Annotated in this window: 10 protein-coding genes; 3 read left to right on the top strand and 7 right to left on the bottom strand. The window is 45.6% G+C overall.

Going from position 1 to position 17,079, the window contains the following annotated elements; translation table 11 throughout:
- Positions 1-39: 39 nt before the first annotated feature.
- Together HZF10_RS07465 and HZF10_RS07460 are read left to right on the top strand one after the other, a co-directional pair.
- Positions 40-789, top strand: a complete 750-nt coding sequence (locus HZF10_RS07465; protein WP_176005576.1) for an SDR family NAD(P)-dependent oxidoreductase — start codon at positions 40-42, stop codon at positions 787-789.
- A gap of 97 nt (positions 790-886) precedes the next feature.
- Positions 887-1,468: a TetR/AcrR family transcriptional regulator gene (locus HZF10_RS07460; RefSeq protein WP_176005575.1), complete on the top strand. Its 582-nt coding sequence runs from the start codon at positions 887-889 to the stop codon at positions 1,466-1,468.
- A 77-nt stretch (positions 1,469-1,545) separates the two neighbouring features.
- On the opposite strand, the gene HZF10_RS07455 is transcribed toward HZF10_RS07460, so the two are convergent.
- The 6 genes from HZF10_RS07455 to HZF10_RS07430 all read right to left on the bottom strand — a co-directional run bounded on the left by HZF10_RS07455 (position 1,546) and on the right by HZF10_RS07430 (position 12,595).
- Complete coding sequence (locus tag HZF10_RS07455) at positions 1,546-2,235, bottom strand: fibronectin type III domain-containing protein (protein WP_176005574.1); 690 nt, start codon at positions 2,233-2,235, stop codon at positions 1,546-1,548.
- Entirely contained in the window at positions 2,232-5,501 is a 3,270-nt protein-coding gene (locus HZF10_RS07450) for a carbohydrate-binding protein (protein ID WP_176005573.1), read from the bottom strand. Before HZF10_RS07450 ends, HZF10_RS07455 begins: the two co-directional genes overlap by 4 nt.
- A gap of 33 nt (positions 5,502-5,534) precedes the next feature.
- A complete protein-coding gene (locus tag HZF10_RS07445) occupies positions 5,535-6,953 on the bottom strand; it encodes a glycoside hydrolase family 30 protein (RefSeq protein ID WP_176005572.1) in 1,419 nt (472 codons plus the stop codon).
- A 132-nt stretch (positions 6,954-7,085) separates the two neighbouring features.
- Positions 7,086-7,931, bottom strand: coding sequence for a hypothetical protein (locus HZF10_RS07440; protein ID WP_176005571.1), 846 nt, complete (start codon positions 7,929-7,931; stop codon positions 7,086-7,088).
- A gap of 18 nt (positions 7,932-7,949) precedes the next feature.
- A complete protein-coding gene (locus tag HZF10_RS07435; protein ID WP_176005570.1) occupies positions 7,950-9,464 on the bottom strand; it encodes a RagB/SusD family nutrient uptake outer membrane protein in 1,515 nt (504 codons plus the stop codon).
- Between the two features lie 11 nt (positions 9,465-9,475).
- Entirely contained in the window at positions 9,476-12,595 is a 3,120-nt protein-coding gene (locus HZF10_RS07430) for a SusC/RagA family TonB-linked outer membrane protein (protein WP_176005569.1), read from the bottom strand.
- A 278-nt stretch (positions 12,596-12,873) separates the two neighbouring features.
- Here HZF10_RS07430 and HZF10_RS07425 point away from each other — a divergent pair, with 278 nt between their 5' ends.
- Positions 12,874-15,750, top strand: a complete 2,877-nt coding sequence (locus HZF10_RS07425; protein ID WP_176005568.1) for a helix-turn-helix and ligand-binding sensor domain-containing protein — start codon at positions 12,874-12,876, stop codon at positions 15,748-15,750.
- Here the strand turns inward: HZF10_RS07425 and HZF10_RS07420 are convergent.
- Positions 15,747-17,030 (bottom strand): UDP-N-acetylmuramoyl-tripeptide--D-alanyl-D-alanine ligase, encoded by a 1,284-nt coding sequence (locus tag HZF10_RS07420; RefSeq protein WP_176005567.1) that lies wholly within the window; start codon positions 17,028-17,030, stop codon positions 15,747-15,749. The two genes, HZF10_RS07425 and HZF10_RS07420, sit on opposite strands and share 4 nt — an antisense overlap.
- Between the last annotated feature and the right edge of the window lie 49 nt (positions 17,031-17,079).

The raw sequence follows: 17,079 nt of genomic DNA, 5'->3' as shown, positions 1-17,079 counted from the left end.
AACGATTGTTCCAATATAAATTTAAATAATCAATCAAACATGAAAAAACTCACAAACAAGGTTGCTGTCGTGACCGGAGCTTCTAAAGGAATCGGTGCCAGTATCGCCATAGCTTTGGCTTCGGAAGGCGCAGCCGTCGTAGTCAATTATGCATCTTCTAAGGCTGGTGCAGACAAAGTCGTAGACGAAATCATTAAAAACGGCGGACGTGCCATTGCGATACAAGGCGATGTCGCCCAAAAAGACGATGTCGATAAACTGTTTGCCGAAACCCAAAAAGCGTTCGGGAACGCCGACATTCTGGTCAACAATGCAGGTGTGTATCAATTCGGCACGATCGAAGAAATAACGGCCGAAGAATTCCATCGTCAGTTTAACACGAACGTACTCGGGCTTTTGCTTGCCACACAAGGCGCCGTGAAAGGTTTTGGCGACAAAGGCGGAAGCATCATCAACATCAGTTCGACCGTTACGCGTATCACGCCTCCGGGAAGTTCGGTTTACACCGGAACGAAAGGCGCGGTAGACTCGATCACACAAGTATTGTCCAAAGAACTCGGACCTAAAAAAATCCGTGTAAACGCGATCAATCCTGGAATGGTCGAAACCGAAGGCACACACACAGCAGGTTTCATCGGAAGCGATTTCCAGACGCAAATCGAAAGCACCACACCGCTGGGACGCATCGGGCAACCGAACGACATCGCACCTGTAGCCGTTTTCCTCGCCTCGGACGATTCCGGATGGCTTACGGGAGAAACGATCATCGCAAGCGGCGGCGTCCGTTAATCGGATATTCGTTTTCGCTCCTAAATAAAGGGCGACCATTCATACTCTCTTAAAAAATGAATAGCTTTGCCCACCAAAGGCAAAGCTATTTCCTATTATGGCAAGAACTAAAGATTTCGATCAGGAAGAAGTACTCGCAAAGGCCGTTTGCCTGTTTTGGCACAAGGGCTACAACGGTACGTCCATGCAGGAACTGGTCGATCATTTGGGCATCAGCAGATCGAGCCTTTACGACACTTTCGTGGACAAGCACACGCTTTACTTAAAAGCGTTGGAGTTTTACCAGAATTCGTCCACAGGCAAAATGTGCAATATCGTTTCGAATGCCAAAACCGCGCGCGAAGCTATTAAAGGTTTGTTGGAACTCGTGACGTTGGACATTTCGAACGAACAACAGGCAAAGGGCTGCTTTCTGGTCAATGCCGAAGTCGAAGTCGCTTCTCACGACACCGAGGTAAAGGAAATCATTTGTAAAAATGAGCAACTTATAGAAGATGCTTTCTTCAAAGCGATCCGAAAAGGTCAGGAAGATGGTGAAATCGCCAACGACAAAGACGCCAAAGCGCTCGCGCGTTTTATCTTGAACGTTGTCAAAGGGATTCGCGTATCGGCCAAATCTACAGACGACCCAAAATTCTTTGACGACATCATCGACATTACGCTTACCGTACTCGACTGACGCCAAGTCATCGATCCAATGCCATAAAAAAAACTCCCAATCAAGGGAGTCTTTAACAAATCTAACTTAAACGGGTATTAATCAACTTTGAACTGGAACACCTGCGAACTCGAATTGTTGCCTTGTGCGTCTGTGGTGACGACTTTCCAGTAATACGTATTCCCGGCGATTACCGCTACGTTTGCCAATTGCGGTTGGGTTACGGTCGACAACAAGGTCGTCGGGTTCGAAGCCGTTCCGAAATAGACTTTGTAGTCGACTATATCGTCATCTACATCATCCGCAGACCATTGTAAGGTAATTTGAGGCCCGTCAACCGTGGCGCTCATTCCAGGAAATACGGCTTCGGCAGGAAAAGGCGCGTAATTGGTCACGCCGTCTCCGGCATTGTAGAACTTCCAAACCTGGCTCGAGACCGACGTCTGTCCTTCTTTTCGCGAACTTACATACCACGAATAAGGTGTCGCTTTTTGCAATGTCGTGCTATACGTCACATTTGCGCCAACATTGAATTGGGCCGTTGTACCTGAAGCTAGGTTTTTCAAATAAAGGAAATAGCCGTCTGCGTTTTGCGCCGGATTCCATTCGAAAGTAACCGATGATTGAGTAGGCGAAACCGAAGTCCCCGTAATACATTCAGAATTGTTGATCGGGCCTATGAGAAGCGCGGCTGTAGGCGCACCGCCCGAACCGTCTCCATCTCCTCCGCTGTCGCCACATGAAATCGCCAGGAACGCCAATGCGTAAAATAAATATCGCGCTTTCATAATTTGACGAATTTACTGTTATACGTTCCGGTTTCGGAAATGACTTTGACAGCATATGTTCCGGCAGATAAAGGCGATGCGTCGAATGCGACCGACCTGTCCTGGCTCATCAGGTTTTGTACGATCACTCTTTTGCCGAGCATCGAAAAAACCTCAAGCGATACGTTTCCGGCCTTGACCGATGGCAAAGAGACATAGACCATTTGTTTGACTGGATTCGGATATAGGATAATCGCATCGTTCATCACGATCGTTTCTCGGTAAATACCTTGGCATTCTGCGTCCGTCTTGACGACAAGGTCGTTTTTCCCGGCTACAAGGTCAAGTACGATAGAATTTTGGTCGGTGAGGTATTGCACACCATTGAGTTCGATTCTATACGTATTGCTGCCTTCAAGATTGATGCGAAGTTTGAAATCTTCATCGAGCACACGAGAAAGCACGCTCAAATCTTGTGGTTCCGAAATCGCGATGTTGAAGCATTGCTGATAGGTTGGCGCAATCGGCAACGTCACGCAAAGTTGATAATTTCCGGCTGCAAGATTCGAAAATGTGGCCGAATCGGAAAACGGATTGGTCTGGTTGACGCCGCTTCCGGTAAGCGTAGCCACGTAATCGTGATCGGCTTGTGCGGTAATCGACACTTTTCCGTTGTTTGAGCTGCGACAGGTTTCGGACGTTGTCATCACAGAAAAATTGTTCGACGCAAGACTGAAAATCGTACAGCCGTTGAAATCGACGACGTCTCCGGCTGGCGTATTCGGACACAAATCGAGGTTGTCGCTTACATTGTCTCCATCTGTATCAGGCAGTTGATAAGTAAACCTAATCCAATTCAAGTTAAAACCCGCATTGACCACATTGACTTTAAGGATGTAACGGCCTGCGGGAAGTATGGCATCGGCGTGAACCGTTTGCCAGGTCTGCCAGCCTCCTGTCGGCGGGAAATTGATGGTTTGCACGTCTTGTGATGAACCGTCTGCGATAAGCTGCAAAAGAACCGAACCGGTCTGGCTCTCGCCTGAAACGCGGTATTCGATGTTGTAGTTTCCCGTCGCTGCTATGTTCACGAGATATTCAAGAGAGTCGCCGGCATCGGTGTATCCGATATTTTGACCTCCGCCTACATCGGAAGTAGTTTCGAGTTGAAGCCCGTTGTTCGCATAGAATTGCTCGGCCTGGACCGTTCCTGAAATACCGAGGATGTTTCCGACTCGGTTGGTAACCGGCTTATTGGTAAAGGCCGCTTGGGAAGTCGCATCTGTAGCGATGATATTGGTTCCGGCATACGTCAAAGTCACGACATCGGACGGATTGATCGCGGTTGCCGGCGTAAACACAAGAGCGCTATTGTCTGAAGTCGAATACGCTACTGTCGTCGCAACTGTATTTCCATTGACTTTCAACGTGAAGTTACTCACCCCGAAATTGATTCCGGTCTGCAGTTGCTTGTTGAAAATCACGTTGACCTTATCGCCCAAAATAGAAGTGGACGCGTCGATTACCTTGAACGCCGCAGCTGTCGAGGCATGCGGATTTTTCAGTTCGAACCAGTTGAAATTGAAACCGCCGGTCTCGAAAAACACTTTGACGTGATTCGCGCCTGCATTGAGCAACACATCGGTAACGGTAACGGTCTGGAAAGTGGTAAAGCCTCCAGTATTTGGCAAAGTGATGGTTTCGGAAATCTTGCCGTCGGCATCTTCAAAATACAATTTACCGCTTCCGCTGTAACGGATGTCGATGTCGTAAGCCATGAGCGAAGGCGCCGTCAGCGAATAGGTCAACCACTCGTTGTCTTCGGTCCAACCCACTTGAAAACCATTGTTTACCGTATCGGAGCAACCTTGTATGTCGACACCGTCGTTACGCATGGCCCAACCTTCGTTCCAGGCCTCGAAAGTTCCGGTATCGGTGCGGTAATTGGCCACATCTTTGTCGTAATAAGCGACTCCGTTGTACCCCATGTCGAATTCGGTCGCGAAAACTTTTCCGGGAAGCGGGTGGTTCTTGTATTTCTTGGTTTCGGCGGTCTGCACTTGACGGAACATGGCGTCGATCACATCGGGATGCAACGTCACGTTCTGCATTTTATAATTCTCGGCAATTTGCATCAACGCGTTGAACGCATACGTCTGTGTCGGTTGCGTACCGCCGTTTTGCCAATAGTTGAGCAAGGTTTGGTATTCTGCCGTTTTGGTAACCGAAGCCGGGCCGGCAATGTTGTCGATTTTTTTGAGCGGCCACCAAGCCCATCCGATGTTGTTCGATTCCACTAACGAAATGGCATCCTTGAACCAAACGTTCGAGTTTTCACCGCTTTCGCCTAGCCAAATCGGGACGTTGTATGTGGTGCGAAGATTCAAAATTCCCTGGATAGAACCCTGAGTGTTGTAATTCCAGTACTTGTGGAAACTCAAAGCCATATTGGCATCCCAAAGTCCGTTGCTCGAAGAAAGCATGCCATTGTAATTGTTCCCCCAACAGTTGCCTTCGATGATGATCATGTGGTTCGTATCTACTTCGCGGATCGCGTTCGTGATCTGGATGTACAGCTGACGCAAAGGCGCATTCGAGTTTTCGTCGCAACCGTTCTGGTTGGTTCCCGTAAACGCCCAGTTCGGCTCGTTGATAAGGTCGTAACCTCCGATCCACGGACTGTTTTTGTAACGGTCGGCGAGCTTTCTCCAAAGCGCGATCAGTTTGGTCTTGTTGGCTTCACTTTCCCAAAGCGACGGTTTTGTGGCGTCGTAATCGGAAATGTTCGCGTCTTTTCCTTGTCCGCCCGGTGTGGCGTGCATGTCGAGAATCAGGTACATTTGGTTTTGGGCACACCACTCGAGCAACGCATCGGTACGTTCGAATCCTTCGTCGAGCCAGGTGTTGCCACCTCCGGTTTCTTGTTCGATCGGAAGCGTATACAAATTGTAGTGCATCGGAAGCCTCACGGAATTGAAACCCCAAGCTTTAAGCGAGTCGATGTCGCGTTTGGTGACGCCATTGTCGCGGTACGCCTGATAAAAAGTTTCGGCGTTGGCCGTTCCTACCAATTGCGTTATTTTTTCACGGATCTTGTGCTGCGGACCCGCAAAAGCATCGGTCTGCAACATGTATCCCTCTTGGACCATCCAACCTCCGAGCCCCATTCCCCTAAAGACGATGGGTTGTCCGTTGTGATCGATCACTTGTTGCCCATCGCGGTGTACGTATTGGCCAAAAGCCGTAACCGACATCGCGAGCAGCAACAGATTAAACATTTTTTTCATTGTCGTTGTCTTTTTGATTTTTAGAGGTGTGTCTTAGTAGACGATTGTCTGGATCGCGTGAGCCGGGATCTCGACAACGGTTTTGGAATTCTCCACGATAAGGTTATACGTTACTTTGGCATCGCTTTGGTTCATGACCACGGTGACCATTTTGCCATCGGCGTTCCTGAACGATGTGCTCGAAAGGTTGCTTCGGCTTACGACAGTACTAACTCTTTTGGCTTCGGGACGGATGAATTTCGAAAAATGTCCGATGTAGTAATACGATGGTGTGTAAATGATATCGCCCGATTTCGTATCGACGTGGATCGGAGCAAAACAGAAGTTGCCCACGTGGTTCGGTCCGCCTTTTTCATCCAACAGGATGTTCCAGTCTGTCCAGCCAACGGTTCCGTTGTTGAAATCGTTGATCATTTGAAGGCCGTAGCGTTCGCCGTTCGCCCAGAATTGATATTTGGCCGCATCGAATTTTTCTACGCAACCTTCGGTGAATATGAGTTTTTTATCCGGATAGGCCTCGGCTACTTTTTGTACGTTGTTGAACAACGGTTGATAGGTAGTCCAGGTTTCGTACCAATGGAAGCCCATTCCCCATGCGTATTGCGATGCTTCGGGATCGTTGAAGATCACGTTGGCGCGGTAGTTCATCAAATCGCGGTTGTGGTCCCAAACGATGATTTTTTTGTCTCCGAGTTGTTTTTTGATCGTAGGTCCGAGGAAATTCTTCAAAAAGTCGCGTTCCTCTTCGGCCGTGAAAATGCAGGATTCCCAAATTTGTGTGGCCATCGGCTCGTTTTGCACCGACAATCCCCAAACGGGAACGCCTTCTTTTTCGAGTGCCTGGATGTATTTTACGTAATAGTTTGCCCATGGCTGCATGTATTCAGGAAGGAGCTTGCCGCCTTTGAGCATGGTTTTGTTGTCTTTCATAAATGCCGGCGGGCTCCACGGACTCACGTACAAAGGCACGTTGCCAGCCGTCGCCAACGCTTTTTTGATCAATGGCAATCTGTATTTTCGATCGTGGTCGATGTTGAACGTCTTGAGTTCTTTATCGCCTTCCTTGATATACGTGTAACTGCCGCTGCTGAAATCGCAACTGTGGATATTAGTTCGGATAAGTGAATATCCGATACCGTTTTCCTTGCTGTAATACGCATCGACGAATTCTTTTTGTTTGTCAGGTGAAAGTTTGGCGAATACTTCGGCACTTGCATCGGTAATCGCTCCACCTATTCCCAAAAGCGACTGGAAAGTCTTCTTTGGTTCTACAAAAACGCAGATTTCGGTTTCCAGAGGTTGCTTGGAAGGACCAAAACTGACCTCTCCCGATTTGGCAAGTCTCATGTTCGTGTTTTCGGCCGTCGTGTAGACCGTGGCGCTCTTGCCGACTTGGGAAAAGGCAATGGCGGGTAAGGCTGACAGCATCAGCAATAAAATTGGTTTTTTCATTTCTGGAAAATTTGGTTGCCGGCGACGGATCACCGAAAAAGAAGTTGTGTGTGCCTTTTGGCGATGAAATTTGAAAAAATAGCCTGTAATCGCAATGAATACAGGCTATTTAAAACTAACCCAAACAAAATATTAATTGATAGCTCGTACTTCTACGTTATCAATTGTTATTGAAAACGGAGTGGAACTTGCAACCCCGCTAGCTGTACGAACCAAAACGTATACGGTTCCGGTCTGATCGAAAGTCTTTAAACCGTGCATCGTGTCACCGCAACCAACATCGGAAAGTTGACCTTGGAAAGGCGATGTAGCACATCCGGCCCAAGTGTTCAAGGCGAGAATTTGGCCTCCTTCGTTATAATCTACACCCGCAACAGGAGGATTGTAACCTGCATACCATTCTAAATATGTCTGGTCTGAACCTTGTCCGGAAACGGTCATATCGAACATATACGTATGGCCCGCTTCTACCTCTATCGTTTGATAAAGATTTTGGAGTGCCCAGTTCTGAGTACCGGTAAATGTCGCTTTGCCATTTTCAAAAACCCATCCCGCGCCGTTTACGCTGGCTGGAAACGTTGTCCACTGTGCGATATCTTCGGCCGTATCGAAAGAACCTCCTTCGATGCGGTTGAACGCGATCGGATCGTCTGAAGGGACATTTATGGTTTGGGTTGCAGATACGCAATCGACTCCGCCTTTTCCGCAAATCGTGTGCGTCACTTCGTAATCACCTGCCAATGGAAAAAATACAACTTTAGAATCGGTTCCTTGAACGCCATTCCAAGAATGTGTAAGCCCATCGGTGCTTCCGTTAAGAAGGAGACGGTTTACAGACCCGTCAACCTGACTTACGGTAAACGAGGCATCGAATTCCCCGTTGGTCAAACCATTTGAATCTTCTTCATTAGGCGTACATGCCGAAAACATGGCCAGAAGTCCAAAAGTGGCTGGATATATATACTTATTGATTTTCATTCTATGATGTATTAAAGATTAATAACCAGGATTTTGCTCAAGCAATGTATTGGAAATGTCTTCGAAAGGCAAAGGAAGAACTTCATTCTTACCCACAACGAAACCGTCCGGAACCAATAGGTTTGTCCTATTTGTACGCACAAGGTCAAAGAAACGCTGTCCTTCGCCCGCAAGTTCCAAACGACGCTCTTGGTATACCGCCTCAAGGCTTATTGGAATCGGAGTCAAGCCGACGCGGGCACGAACCGCATCAAGCAATGCTTGCGCACGAACCGTGTTTCCTGTATGGACAAGAGCCTCGGCTTCCATAAGATACGTATCGGCCAAACGGATCCAATACGTATTTTGGCGATAATTCAATTCTGTATTTCCTCCTCCTGTAGAGCTTTCAGACGTCAAAGGCATGAATTTCTTTAGGAAATAACCTGTATCTTGATCGGCTGGAGCATAGTTGGCTTGACCTGCAGCCACAAGAGCCGGCATATCCAGGATGGTCGCGCTAAAACGCGGATCTCCTACCATTGCGTTGTAAAGGTCTTCTGTCACAGGATTGAAACTCCATCCCGAAATATAAGACGGTACAGGTGAGCCACCGGGTCTTGTAAATCCGCGAGGGCCTACCATTTGGTTGACCGAATTTCCTTCGTCTGAAGAAGAACCCCAGTTACCCCAACCTGCGTTACTCAAATTCGTATGGGCGACTTCAAGAATAGATTCTGAATTGAATTTATTGTTGATACTCCACAAACTTGCAAAATCAGCTACCAAAGAATAACCATACATACTAGTTGTTCCCGGCGTGCCGTTTACATCTGCAAATTGAGCTGCAGCTTCTGCCCACTTACTTTCATACAGATACGTTTTACCCAAAATCGCTTTTGCCGAACCTTGCGTCAGACGACCAAGTTCTGCACTTGGAAGCGTAATCGGCAAATCATTCAATGAAGCTGCAATTTCGGATTCGATGAAAGCATATACCTCTTCTTTAGGAGTCTGAGGAATGTTGAAAGCATTCGCGGTGTTAACCGGCTCGGTAATGAGCGGAATATTTCCGAAAAGATTCACCAATTGGAAATAATAAAACGCTCTCAATACGCGAGCTTCGGCCATAAAGCGCGCTCTTGTCGCCTCGTTGCTGAACTGAGCATCCGGTAGTTTCAAAATCAATGAGTTTGCGCGTGCAATGCCACGATAATAATCCCCGAAATAACTTCTCGGTACGTTCAATGCATTGATCGTGAAGTTATCGAAACCATGGATCCCCGCTCCATCGGATGGACTACCACCACCAGCATAAAAGTCATCTGACCCTGCGTTCATCATGGTAATCATGTTCTCGAATCCACCCGAATTTTTTCGAAGCACATCGTAAACAGCCACCAATCCGGAGAAACTTTGCTCTTCGTTCGTGTAATAGTTCTCCTCAAAGAACTGCCCTTTCGGGGTCTCTGAAATAAAATCTTCACTGCAACCTACTGCAATGAGTGCCACTCCGGCAAATCCTAATAAAATTTTTCTTTTAGACATTTTCATAGTCAATAATTTTAAAATTGTAAGTTAACACCTAGCATATAGCTTCGTGCTTGCGGATAATAACCTCGGTCGATGCCTGGGTTGTTACCATTACCAATCTCAGGATCATATCCTGTATACTTCGTAAATGTCACTAAGTTTTCACCCATCAAGTAGATACGAACTCTAGACAGACCCGCTTGGCCAATCACGTCTTTTGGAAGCGAATAACCGATTTGTGTCGTTTTAAGTCTTAGATAATCACCATTTTCAAGATAGAAGTTTGAAGGACGTGAGTAGTTTTTGTTTGGATCATCCGCTGTCAAACGCGGATACGTGTTCGACGTTCCCTCACCGGTCCAACGGTTCAATGCATTCGTCTGGAAGTTAGCGTCTTGCAACTCAAGCCTTCTAAGCGCATTGAAAATCTGGTTTCCAGCCGCTCCTTGAGCCATGAAATTCAAATCGAAATTCTTGTACTCCAAGCTCACTGTAAAGCCATACGTATAATCTGGTAATGATTTTCCGATGAATTTACGGTCGTCATCACTAATCGATCCATCTCCGTTTACGTCTTCCCAGATGAAGTCACCAGGACGGGCATCCGGTTGAATTGGGGATCCGCTGGCACCTACATAAGAGTCGATTTGCGCTTGGTTTTGGAAAATACCCAAATGGTGGAATCCGTAGAATGCTCCTACACTGTGTCCGACCTGATTGCGTTGCACACCACCTTCTAGAGATTGTACTCCGGCAGTTGTTTCAAATTCGATGTTTGGAGACAAGGCTGTAACTTCATTCTTGAAGAAAGAGATGTTTCCGTTGAATCCGAGCGTGAAATCGCCTAGTTTTTTGCGATAACCAAGTTCGAAATCAATACCGTTATTGATTACCTCACCCAAGTTGGCCAAAGGTTGGTCAAGACCTACGTAACCCGGAATTGGGAACGGTTTCAAAATTCCTGTGGTTTTGTTACGCCACAAATCAACCGTAAGCGTTAGATCTCTGAACAATGTGATATCGGCAGCTATATTTTTCTTTGTAGTTTCTTCCCACTCCAAGTCTGGGTTTGGCGGACGTGTGATGGTACTACCTGTAACGATAATTGGAGCTCCTGTAGGACCGAATGTGTAGTTAAATCCACCGCTGATCAACGATGCATAACCGAATGACCCAATTCTGTCGTTACCTGTTACACCCCAGCTTGCGCGGAATTTCAACTGAGTTACGATATTGTTCTCTGGCCAGAATGATTCCTTGCTAGGAACCCAACCAAGTGATAATGCCGGGAAATTTCCGTATTTCTTGTTCGCCCCGAATTGGGTTGAACCATCTCTACGGACGAATCCTTGCAACAAGTAACGCCCTTTGTAATCATATGTAAGACGTGCAAACAACGACGATACTTTGTTATCTGCTGCTCTGTAGGCATTCGTGGTTTTTTGAGCGTCGGGAAGATTGAAGTTGAATGACGCTTCCTGCCAAGTATCTACCGGAAGTCCGAAATAAGTAGTCGTTTGACCTGTTTCACCTTCCTGCACATACGCTCCCTGACCTAGGAGAATGTTGAAGTTATGATCCTGGATAGTTTTTGAATACGTAATGGTATTCTCTACGTTCCATGAAAAATTACTCGCATTGGTGCGTGACAATCTGTTGGTGTCATTGTTTCCCGGAGGCCCGTTGTTGAAATAATATTCAGGAGTAAACGACTGATTGCCGTAATACGCCAGTTTTCCAACAGCAGAAGTTCTCCATTTAAGACCTTCGATAGGTGCGATTTCGACAAAGGCATTACCCGTGAAATTATCCGCGAAACCATATCCGCCTTGACGTGAAGCCTCATACGCCAAAGGGTTCGACATTTCGTTTGTCACAAGCGGAGAAATTCCGTAAGGAAATCCTTGTGCATTGGTAAAGATCCCGTTTTGGGTCGAGTATGGTTGTTGCGGATCGTTGATAACCGTAGGATCTGTAACGATTAGCGGAGTAAGCGGATCAAGGTTCAATGCAGAAGACAAAGCACCACCAAATTCACTGTTTGTGTTTCCTACGCCAAGGTTTTTCTCGTTCGAGTACGCAGCAGTCTGACCTACCGTAACATATTTTCCGATTTTGTGATCTGAGTTCAAACGGATCGTTTTACGTTGGTAACGCGAAATGGACGGAAGAACGATTCCTTCCTGATCCAATAAGCTGAAAGAGGCATAGAATCGAGAATTCTCTGTACCTCCACTAATACTCACATCGTGCGATTCACGTGAGGCATTTTGGAAAATGACATCCTGCCAATCAGTTCCTCTTCCGAAAGAAGAAGGATTGTCATATCTGATTCCGTTACCGTCGTTGACCGAACGTTCGTTCATCAAAGTCGCATATTGCGTGGCATTCAAAAGGCCTACGCGACGACTTTCTTCAGAAAAGCCGGCAAAACCGTTGTAGCTTACCGTGATTTTTCCCGATTTCCCTTTTTTGGTGGTGATCAGGATTACACCGTTACCTGCACGTGTTCCGTATACGGATCCAGACGCATCCTTAAGCACTTCGATTGATTCGATATCGTATTGATTGATGTATTGCACACCGCTTGCATCTACGATAATACCATCGACAACATACAATGGATTACTGTCGTTCGTAGTAGTTATACCGCGGATACGCACTGTTGCAGCAGAACCAGGTTGACCTGCATTCGCCGCAACGTAAACACCCGAAGTTCTACCTTGCAAGGTTTGTTCAATACGCGTAACTGGCTGACCTTCCAAATCTTTACCCTTGACTTGGGAAATCGCACCTGTTACGACGCTTTTCTTTTGTGTGCCGTAACCTACGACGACTACTTCATCCAATGCTTCGGATGACGATGTCATCTTCGCATTCACCGTCGTTTGGCCCGCAATTGCCAACTCTAATGTTTTGTATCCTATAAAAGAATACACCAACGTTCCATTGGATGGAGCGGAAATTTGATAATTCCCGTCGATATCCGTCAAGGACGCCGTTTGTGTTCCTTTTACTGTTACGGTTGTGCCCGGAACCGGCAAACCCGTCTCGTCAGTAACTTTACCGCTCACCGTAATATTTTGGGCGTAACCGATAAAGGAAAACAGAAGAGCCGAAATACAAAAAAATAGTACTTTTTTAAATTTCATTTTTCTGATTTTTTGGTTAGTTAATTATTGATTTGTTACAATATTAGTTATAATTTTTTCACATTCATAACCCAAATCCTTACAAAAACACATCATAAAAGAAATTTTACCACTACAAAAACTTATCATTTTTTTGACAATTAATTGTTTTTCAAATATTTATTTTTATTTTTACCTTGTTACAAAAATGTTAATTGATTGGTTTCACCCTTACAAAATAGATTCCCTTTCAATACAACGTTGTAGTAAATAATCCTCTTAAAATCACTTATTTAAACATGTCGTTTGTAGAAAGTCGGATTTCAAAAATTTACATCGTTTTCGCGTTTTTTTATTCAATTATTGGCATTTCCCAAATCAAAAACACGGGACTTCCCGACATAGCGAACTTCAAACGCACCGATTATCGCGCAGGAACTCAAAACTGGTGTATAGGACAGGACAAGAACGGCACTATGTATTTTGCAAACAACGACGGGCTGCTGCAGTTTGATGGTTCATCGTGGCGCACGCATCGACTCCCGAACAGGGCCGCTATCAGGAGTTTAAAAATTATTGGCGACAAGATATTCGTTGGCGGCTATAATGAATTCGGATACTTCGAGCCCAACAGCAAAGGCAGGCTTACCTATACATCGCTTGCATTGCAGGTAAATGAAAACCATAGGAGTCAAATCGACTTGGTTTGGAAAATACACGAGATAAAAGGGAAGGTGATTTTTCAATCTTTTGAAAAGAATTACATCTACGACGGCAAACAATTGCGCCAAGCCGAAGCTCCAAACCGCTTCCAATTCTCTTTCGAGGTGAACGGCGCTTTGATTTTTCAGGATATGATCAATGGCCTTTTGCGATATGACGAAGGTCAGTTCACCACACTTCCGAATACTCAAGCACTCAATGGTACCGAAGTATGGGGTATCATCGCTTTGTCGCCTAATCGTTGGCTCATCGCAACCATTGACGAAGGCCTTTTTCTTTACGAGAATCAACAACTTACACATTGGGATACCGAAGCTGACTCCTTCATGAGAAAAAACAGTTGTCTCGGCGGCGAAATTATCCAAAAGAACTTTATCGTATTGAATTCGGTCCTCGACGGCATGATCATTTGCGATAAGAATGGAAAGATCATCCAACACATCAACCGAAAAAAAGGAGTCCAGAACAATACGGTGCTTTCTTCTTTCGTAGACAACAAAAACAATTTATGGCTCGGTCTCGACAACGGGATCGCTTTCATCAACGAAAGTTCCCCATTCACCTATTTCGGGTCGAGTTACGATTTGAGTACCGTTTATGCATCGGCTGTTTTTGACGGATATTTATACGTAGCCACCAACCAGGGCCTTTTTTGTCACAAATGGAACAAACCTTTTCAGGAAGACTCGTTTAATCTCATTCCCGGAACTACGGGACAAGCTTGGAACATACAGGTAGTTGAAGGCCAGTTATTTTGTGGACACAACCGCGGATTGCTTCAAATCGAAGGCAACAAAGTCGTAAAAAACCTAAATCCGAACGGCTATTGGGGAATCAAAAAAATTCCGGGTACGGACGGGTTTTATGTCGGATCGAATTACCAAGGATTTGCCATTTTTAGAAAACAAGGCAGAAATTGGAGTTTCGTGAATAATATAGAAGGCATGAACAAATCGGCCAATACTTTTGAAGTGGACGGCAATACGGTTTGGCTCAAAAAGGACAATCTGGTCTATAGGATGAAGCTCAGCAGCGATTTCAAAAAATTCAGCTCCGTTAAAACCTACGAGAATCTCGCGAAGGACAAAAAGGGAATCGGCAGTATGCAGCGTCTTGACGGAAAGATATTTTTCCAGACCGGCAACAAATTCTACACCTATGCTTTCGATTTGGACGGATTCACGCCTGAAAAGCACTACACGGCATTGTTCAGGAACCTGCCATCGGCGCGTTATGTACAACAGGACAAACTGGGCAACATTTGGTACGTTTTCAATGAGTCGATGGGACTTTTGCAGAAAAAACCAGACGGCTCGTATCAAAGCAACGTTTCCGGCCTGTCAAACCTTACAGGTTTTTTAGTCAACGACTATTTTTCTATAAATGCGATCGACCAGAACGACATCCTCATAGGACTTACCGAAGGCTTGGCCCACTTCGACTCGAATTTGCCGGGAACCGAAAACAAACGTCCGAAAGCTTTTATCAGGACGTTTTCAAATCCCGAAGACACGTTGCAAGTCGCCAATCTCAAAGGAAAAATAGCCTATGAAATCCCATATCGGTCGAATAAAGTGAAATTCGTCTTTTCCTCTCCTTTATATGACAACCTTGAAAACGTCGAGTATTCGTATATGCTTAAAGGTTTTGACGAAAAATGGAGCCATTGGACAAATATGTCGGTCAAGGAATATACGAACTTGCGAGAGGGCGACTATGAAATGCTCGTTAAAGTACGCAATGCCTATGGCGTGTTATCGGAGCCTTCGGCTTTTACCTTTACGGTTTCTCCACCGTGGTACAGACATTGGCTGGCTTATATCCTTTATCTGAGCTTGGCCGTTTTATCGATTTATCTCATCCGACGACGCGTCCGATTGCAAATTAGGCGTAACAAGTACTTCGAAACGATCGAACAACGCAAGATTTACCTCGAGAAAGAAGCACGCATCCGTCAGGAACAATATGAACTCGAAAAGGAAATCGAACGGCTGCAGAACGAAAAATTGAAAATCAAGATTCTTTCAAAAGATAAAGAACTGGTCAACAATTCTTTACAAGTCGTCAAGAAAAATAAAGTATTGAACGGCATCATCCACAAGATGAGGGAAATTGATACGGAAACGCTAGATGAAGCCGCCAAATTCCAACTTACCAAACTCAACAAGAGCATCATCAAGGAAGTCAACGCCGACAAAAGCTGGAACGATCTCGAGAAGCACATCCGGAACGTGCATTTCGACTTTCTGAAACGCCTCAAAGACATCCATCCCGATATTACGCCAAGAGAACTCGATCTATCGACCTATCTGCTTATGAACATGTCGACCAAGGAAATCGCGGAAATCATGAACATTTCGGGCGGAGGCGTCGAATTGGCGCGTTATCGCCTTCGCAAAAAACTCAATCTAGCCAAAAAGGAAAACCTTACCGGATATTTGATGCGAATCTAAACGGGCAAATATTCGAGCAATCGTTCAAGCGCCATGCCGCGCGAGCCTTTTATGAGCAAGACTTTACCGATCAAACCGGAAATGATGCCGGAAGCCACAAAAGCGTCGAAGTCGGGATAAAAATGTAGATTGGTGTTATCAATGCGGTTTTGGAAAAAGTCCTTTCCGATAAAATACGTCGGAATCCCACGACCTTCGAGCGATTGCACCAATTGTTTATGTTCTTGTGCAGATTCTTGCCCTAGCTCGAACATATCTCCTAAAATCATGGCTTTGGAAGACTTTTCGATCTGAACGAAATTCGCGATGGCAGCCGCCATACTGCTGGGATTGGCGTTATAGGCATCGAGGATGATCTCGTTTGTGCCTTTTGTGATGATTTGCGATCTGTTGTTGGCGGGAACGTAACCTTCTATCGCTTCCCTTATCGCTGTTGCGGAAATCCCGAAATATTGACCGATACAGATAGCGGCATTGATGTTGTTCGAATTGTAAAGACCGATAAGATGCGAATGGATGGTTTCTCCCTTATAACCTGTTATTACGAAAGGGTTGGCCGAAACGTCATCGATAACCACATCGGCTTTCGTATTGACACCAAATGTATACCTGTCGAAATCGGCTGTCTTATCGTTTTGGATGTCATCCTCGACATTGACGATAGCCTTCTTTGCATTCGCTCTCAGATAATCGTACAATTCACTCTTGCCTTTGATGACGCCTTCAGTCCCACCGAAACCTTCGAGATGTGCTTTTCCGAAATTGGTGATGTAGCCCAAATCAGGTTGGGCAATGCCGCACAAGAATTCGATTTCCTTTTGATGGTTCGCGCCCATTTCTACGATTCCTAGTTCGGTTTCGCCGGTAAAAGAAAGCAACGTAAGCGGGACACCGATGTGATTGTTCAGGTTGCCTACCGTTGCGCCAGTCTTAAACTTCTGCGACAACACTGCATTGATCAGTTCTTTGGTAGTCGTTTTGCCATTGCTGCCCGTCAATCCAACAATAGGAATTCCGAGGTAAAGACGATGATAGGCCGCGAGTTGTTGTAAAGCCGTAAGCGTATCCTCAACCACGATCGTTCTTTGATCAACCTTATAGTCGGAATTGTCGAGAATCACGAATGACGCTCCTTTTTCAAGCGCTTCGGACGCAAAGGTATTGGCATCAAATCTTTCGCCTTTAATCGCAAAAAACATTGAGTTTGGAGCAATTTTACGTGTGTCTGTCGAGACGGAGTTACAACTCAGGAAAAGCTTATGGATTTCGGGTATGTTCATGCTATAAAAAAGAAAAGCCCTAAAATAGGGCTTTTCGAAGTATTATTTA

This window comes from Flavobacterium agri (assembly GCF_013401995.1).
Taxonomy (GTDB): Bacteria; Bacteroidota; Bacteroidia; order Flavobacteriales; family Flavobacteriaceae; genus Flavobacterium; species Flavobacterium agri.
This window is presented reverse-complemented; position numbering and strand designations above follow the sequence as displayed.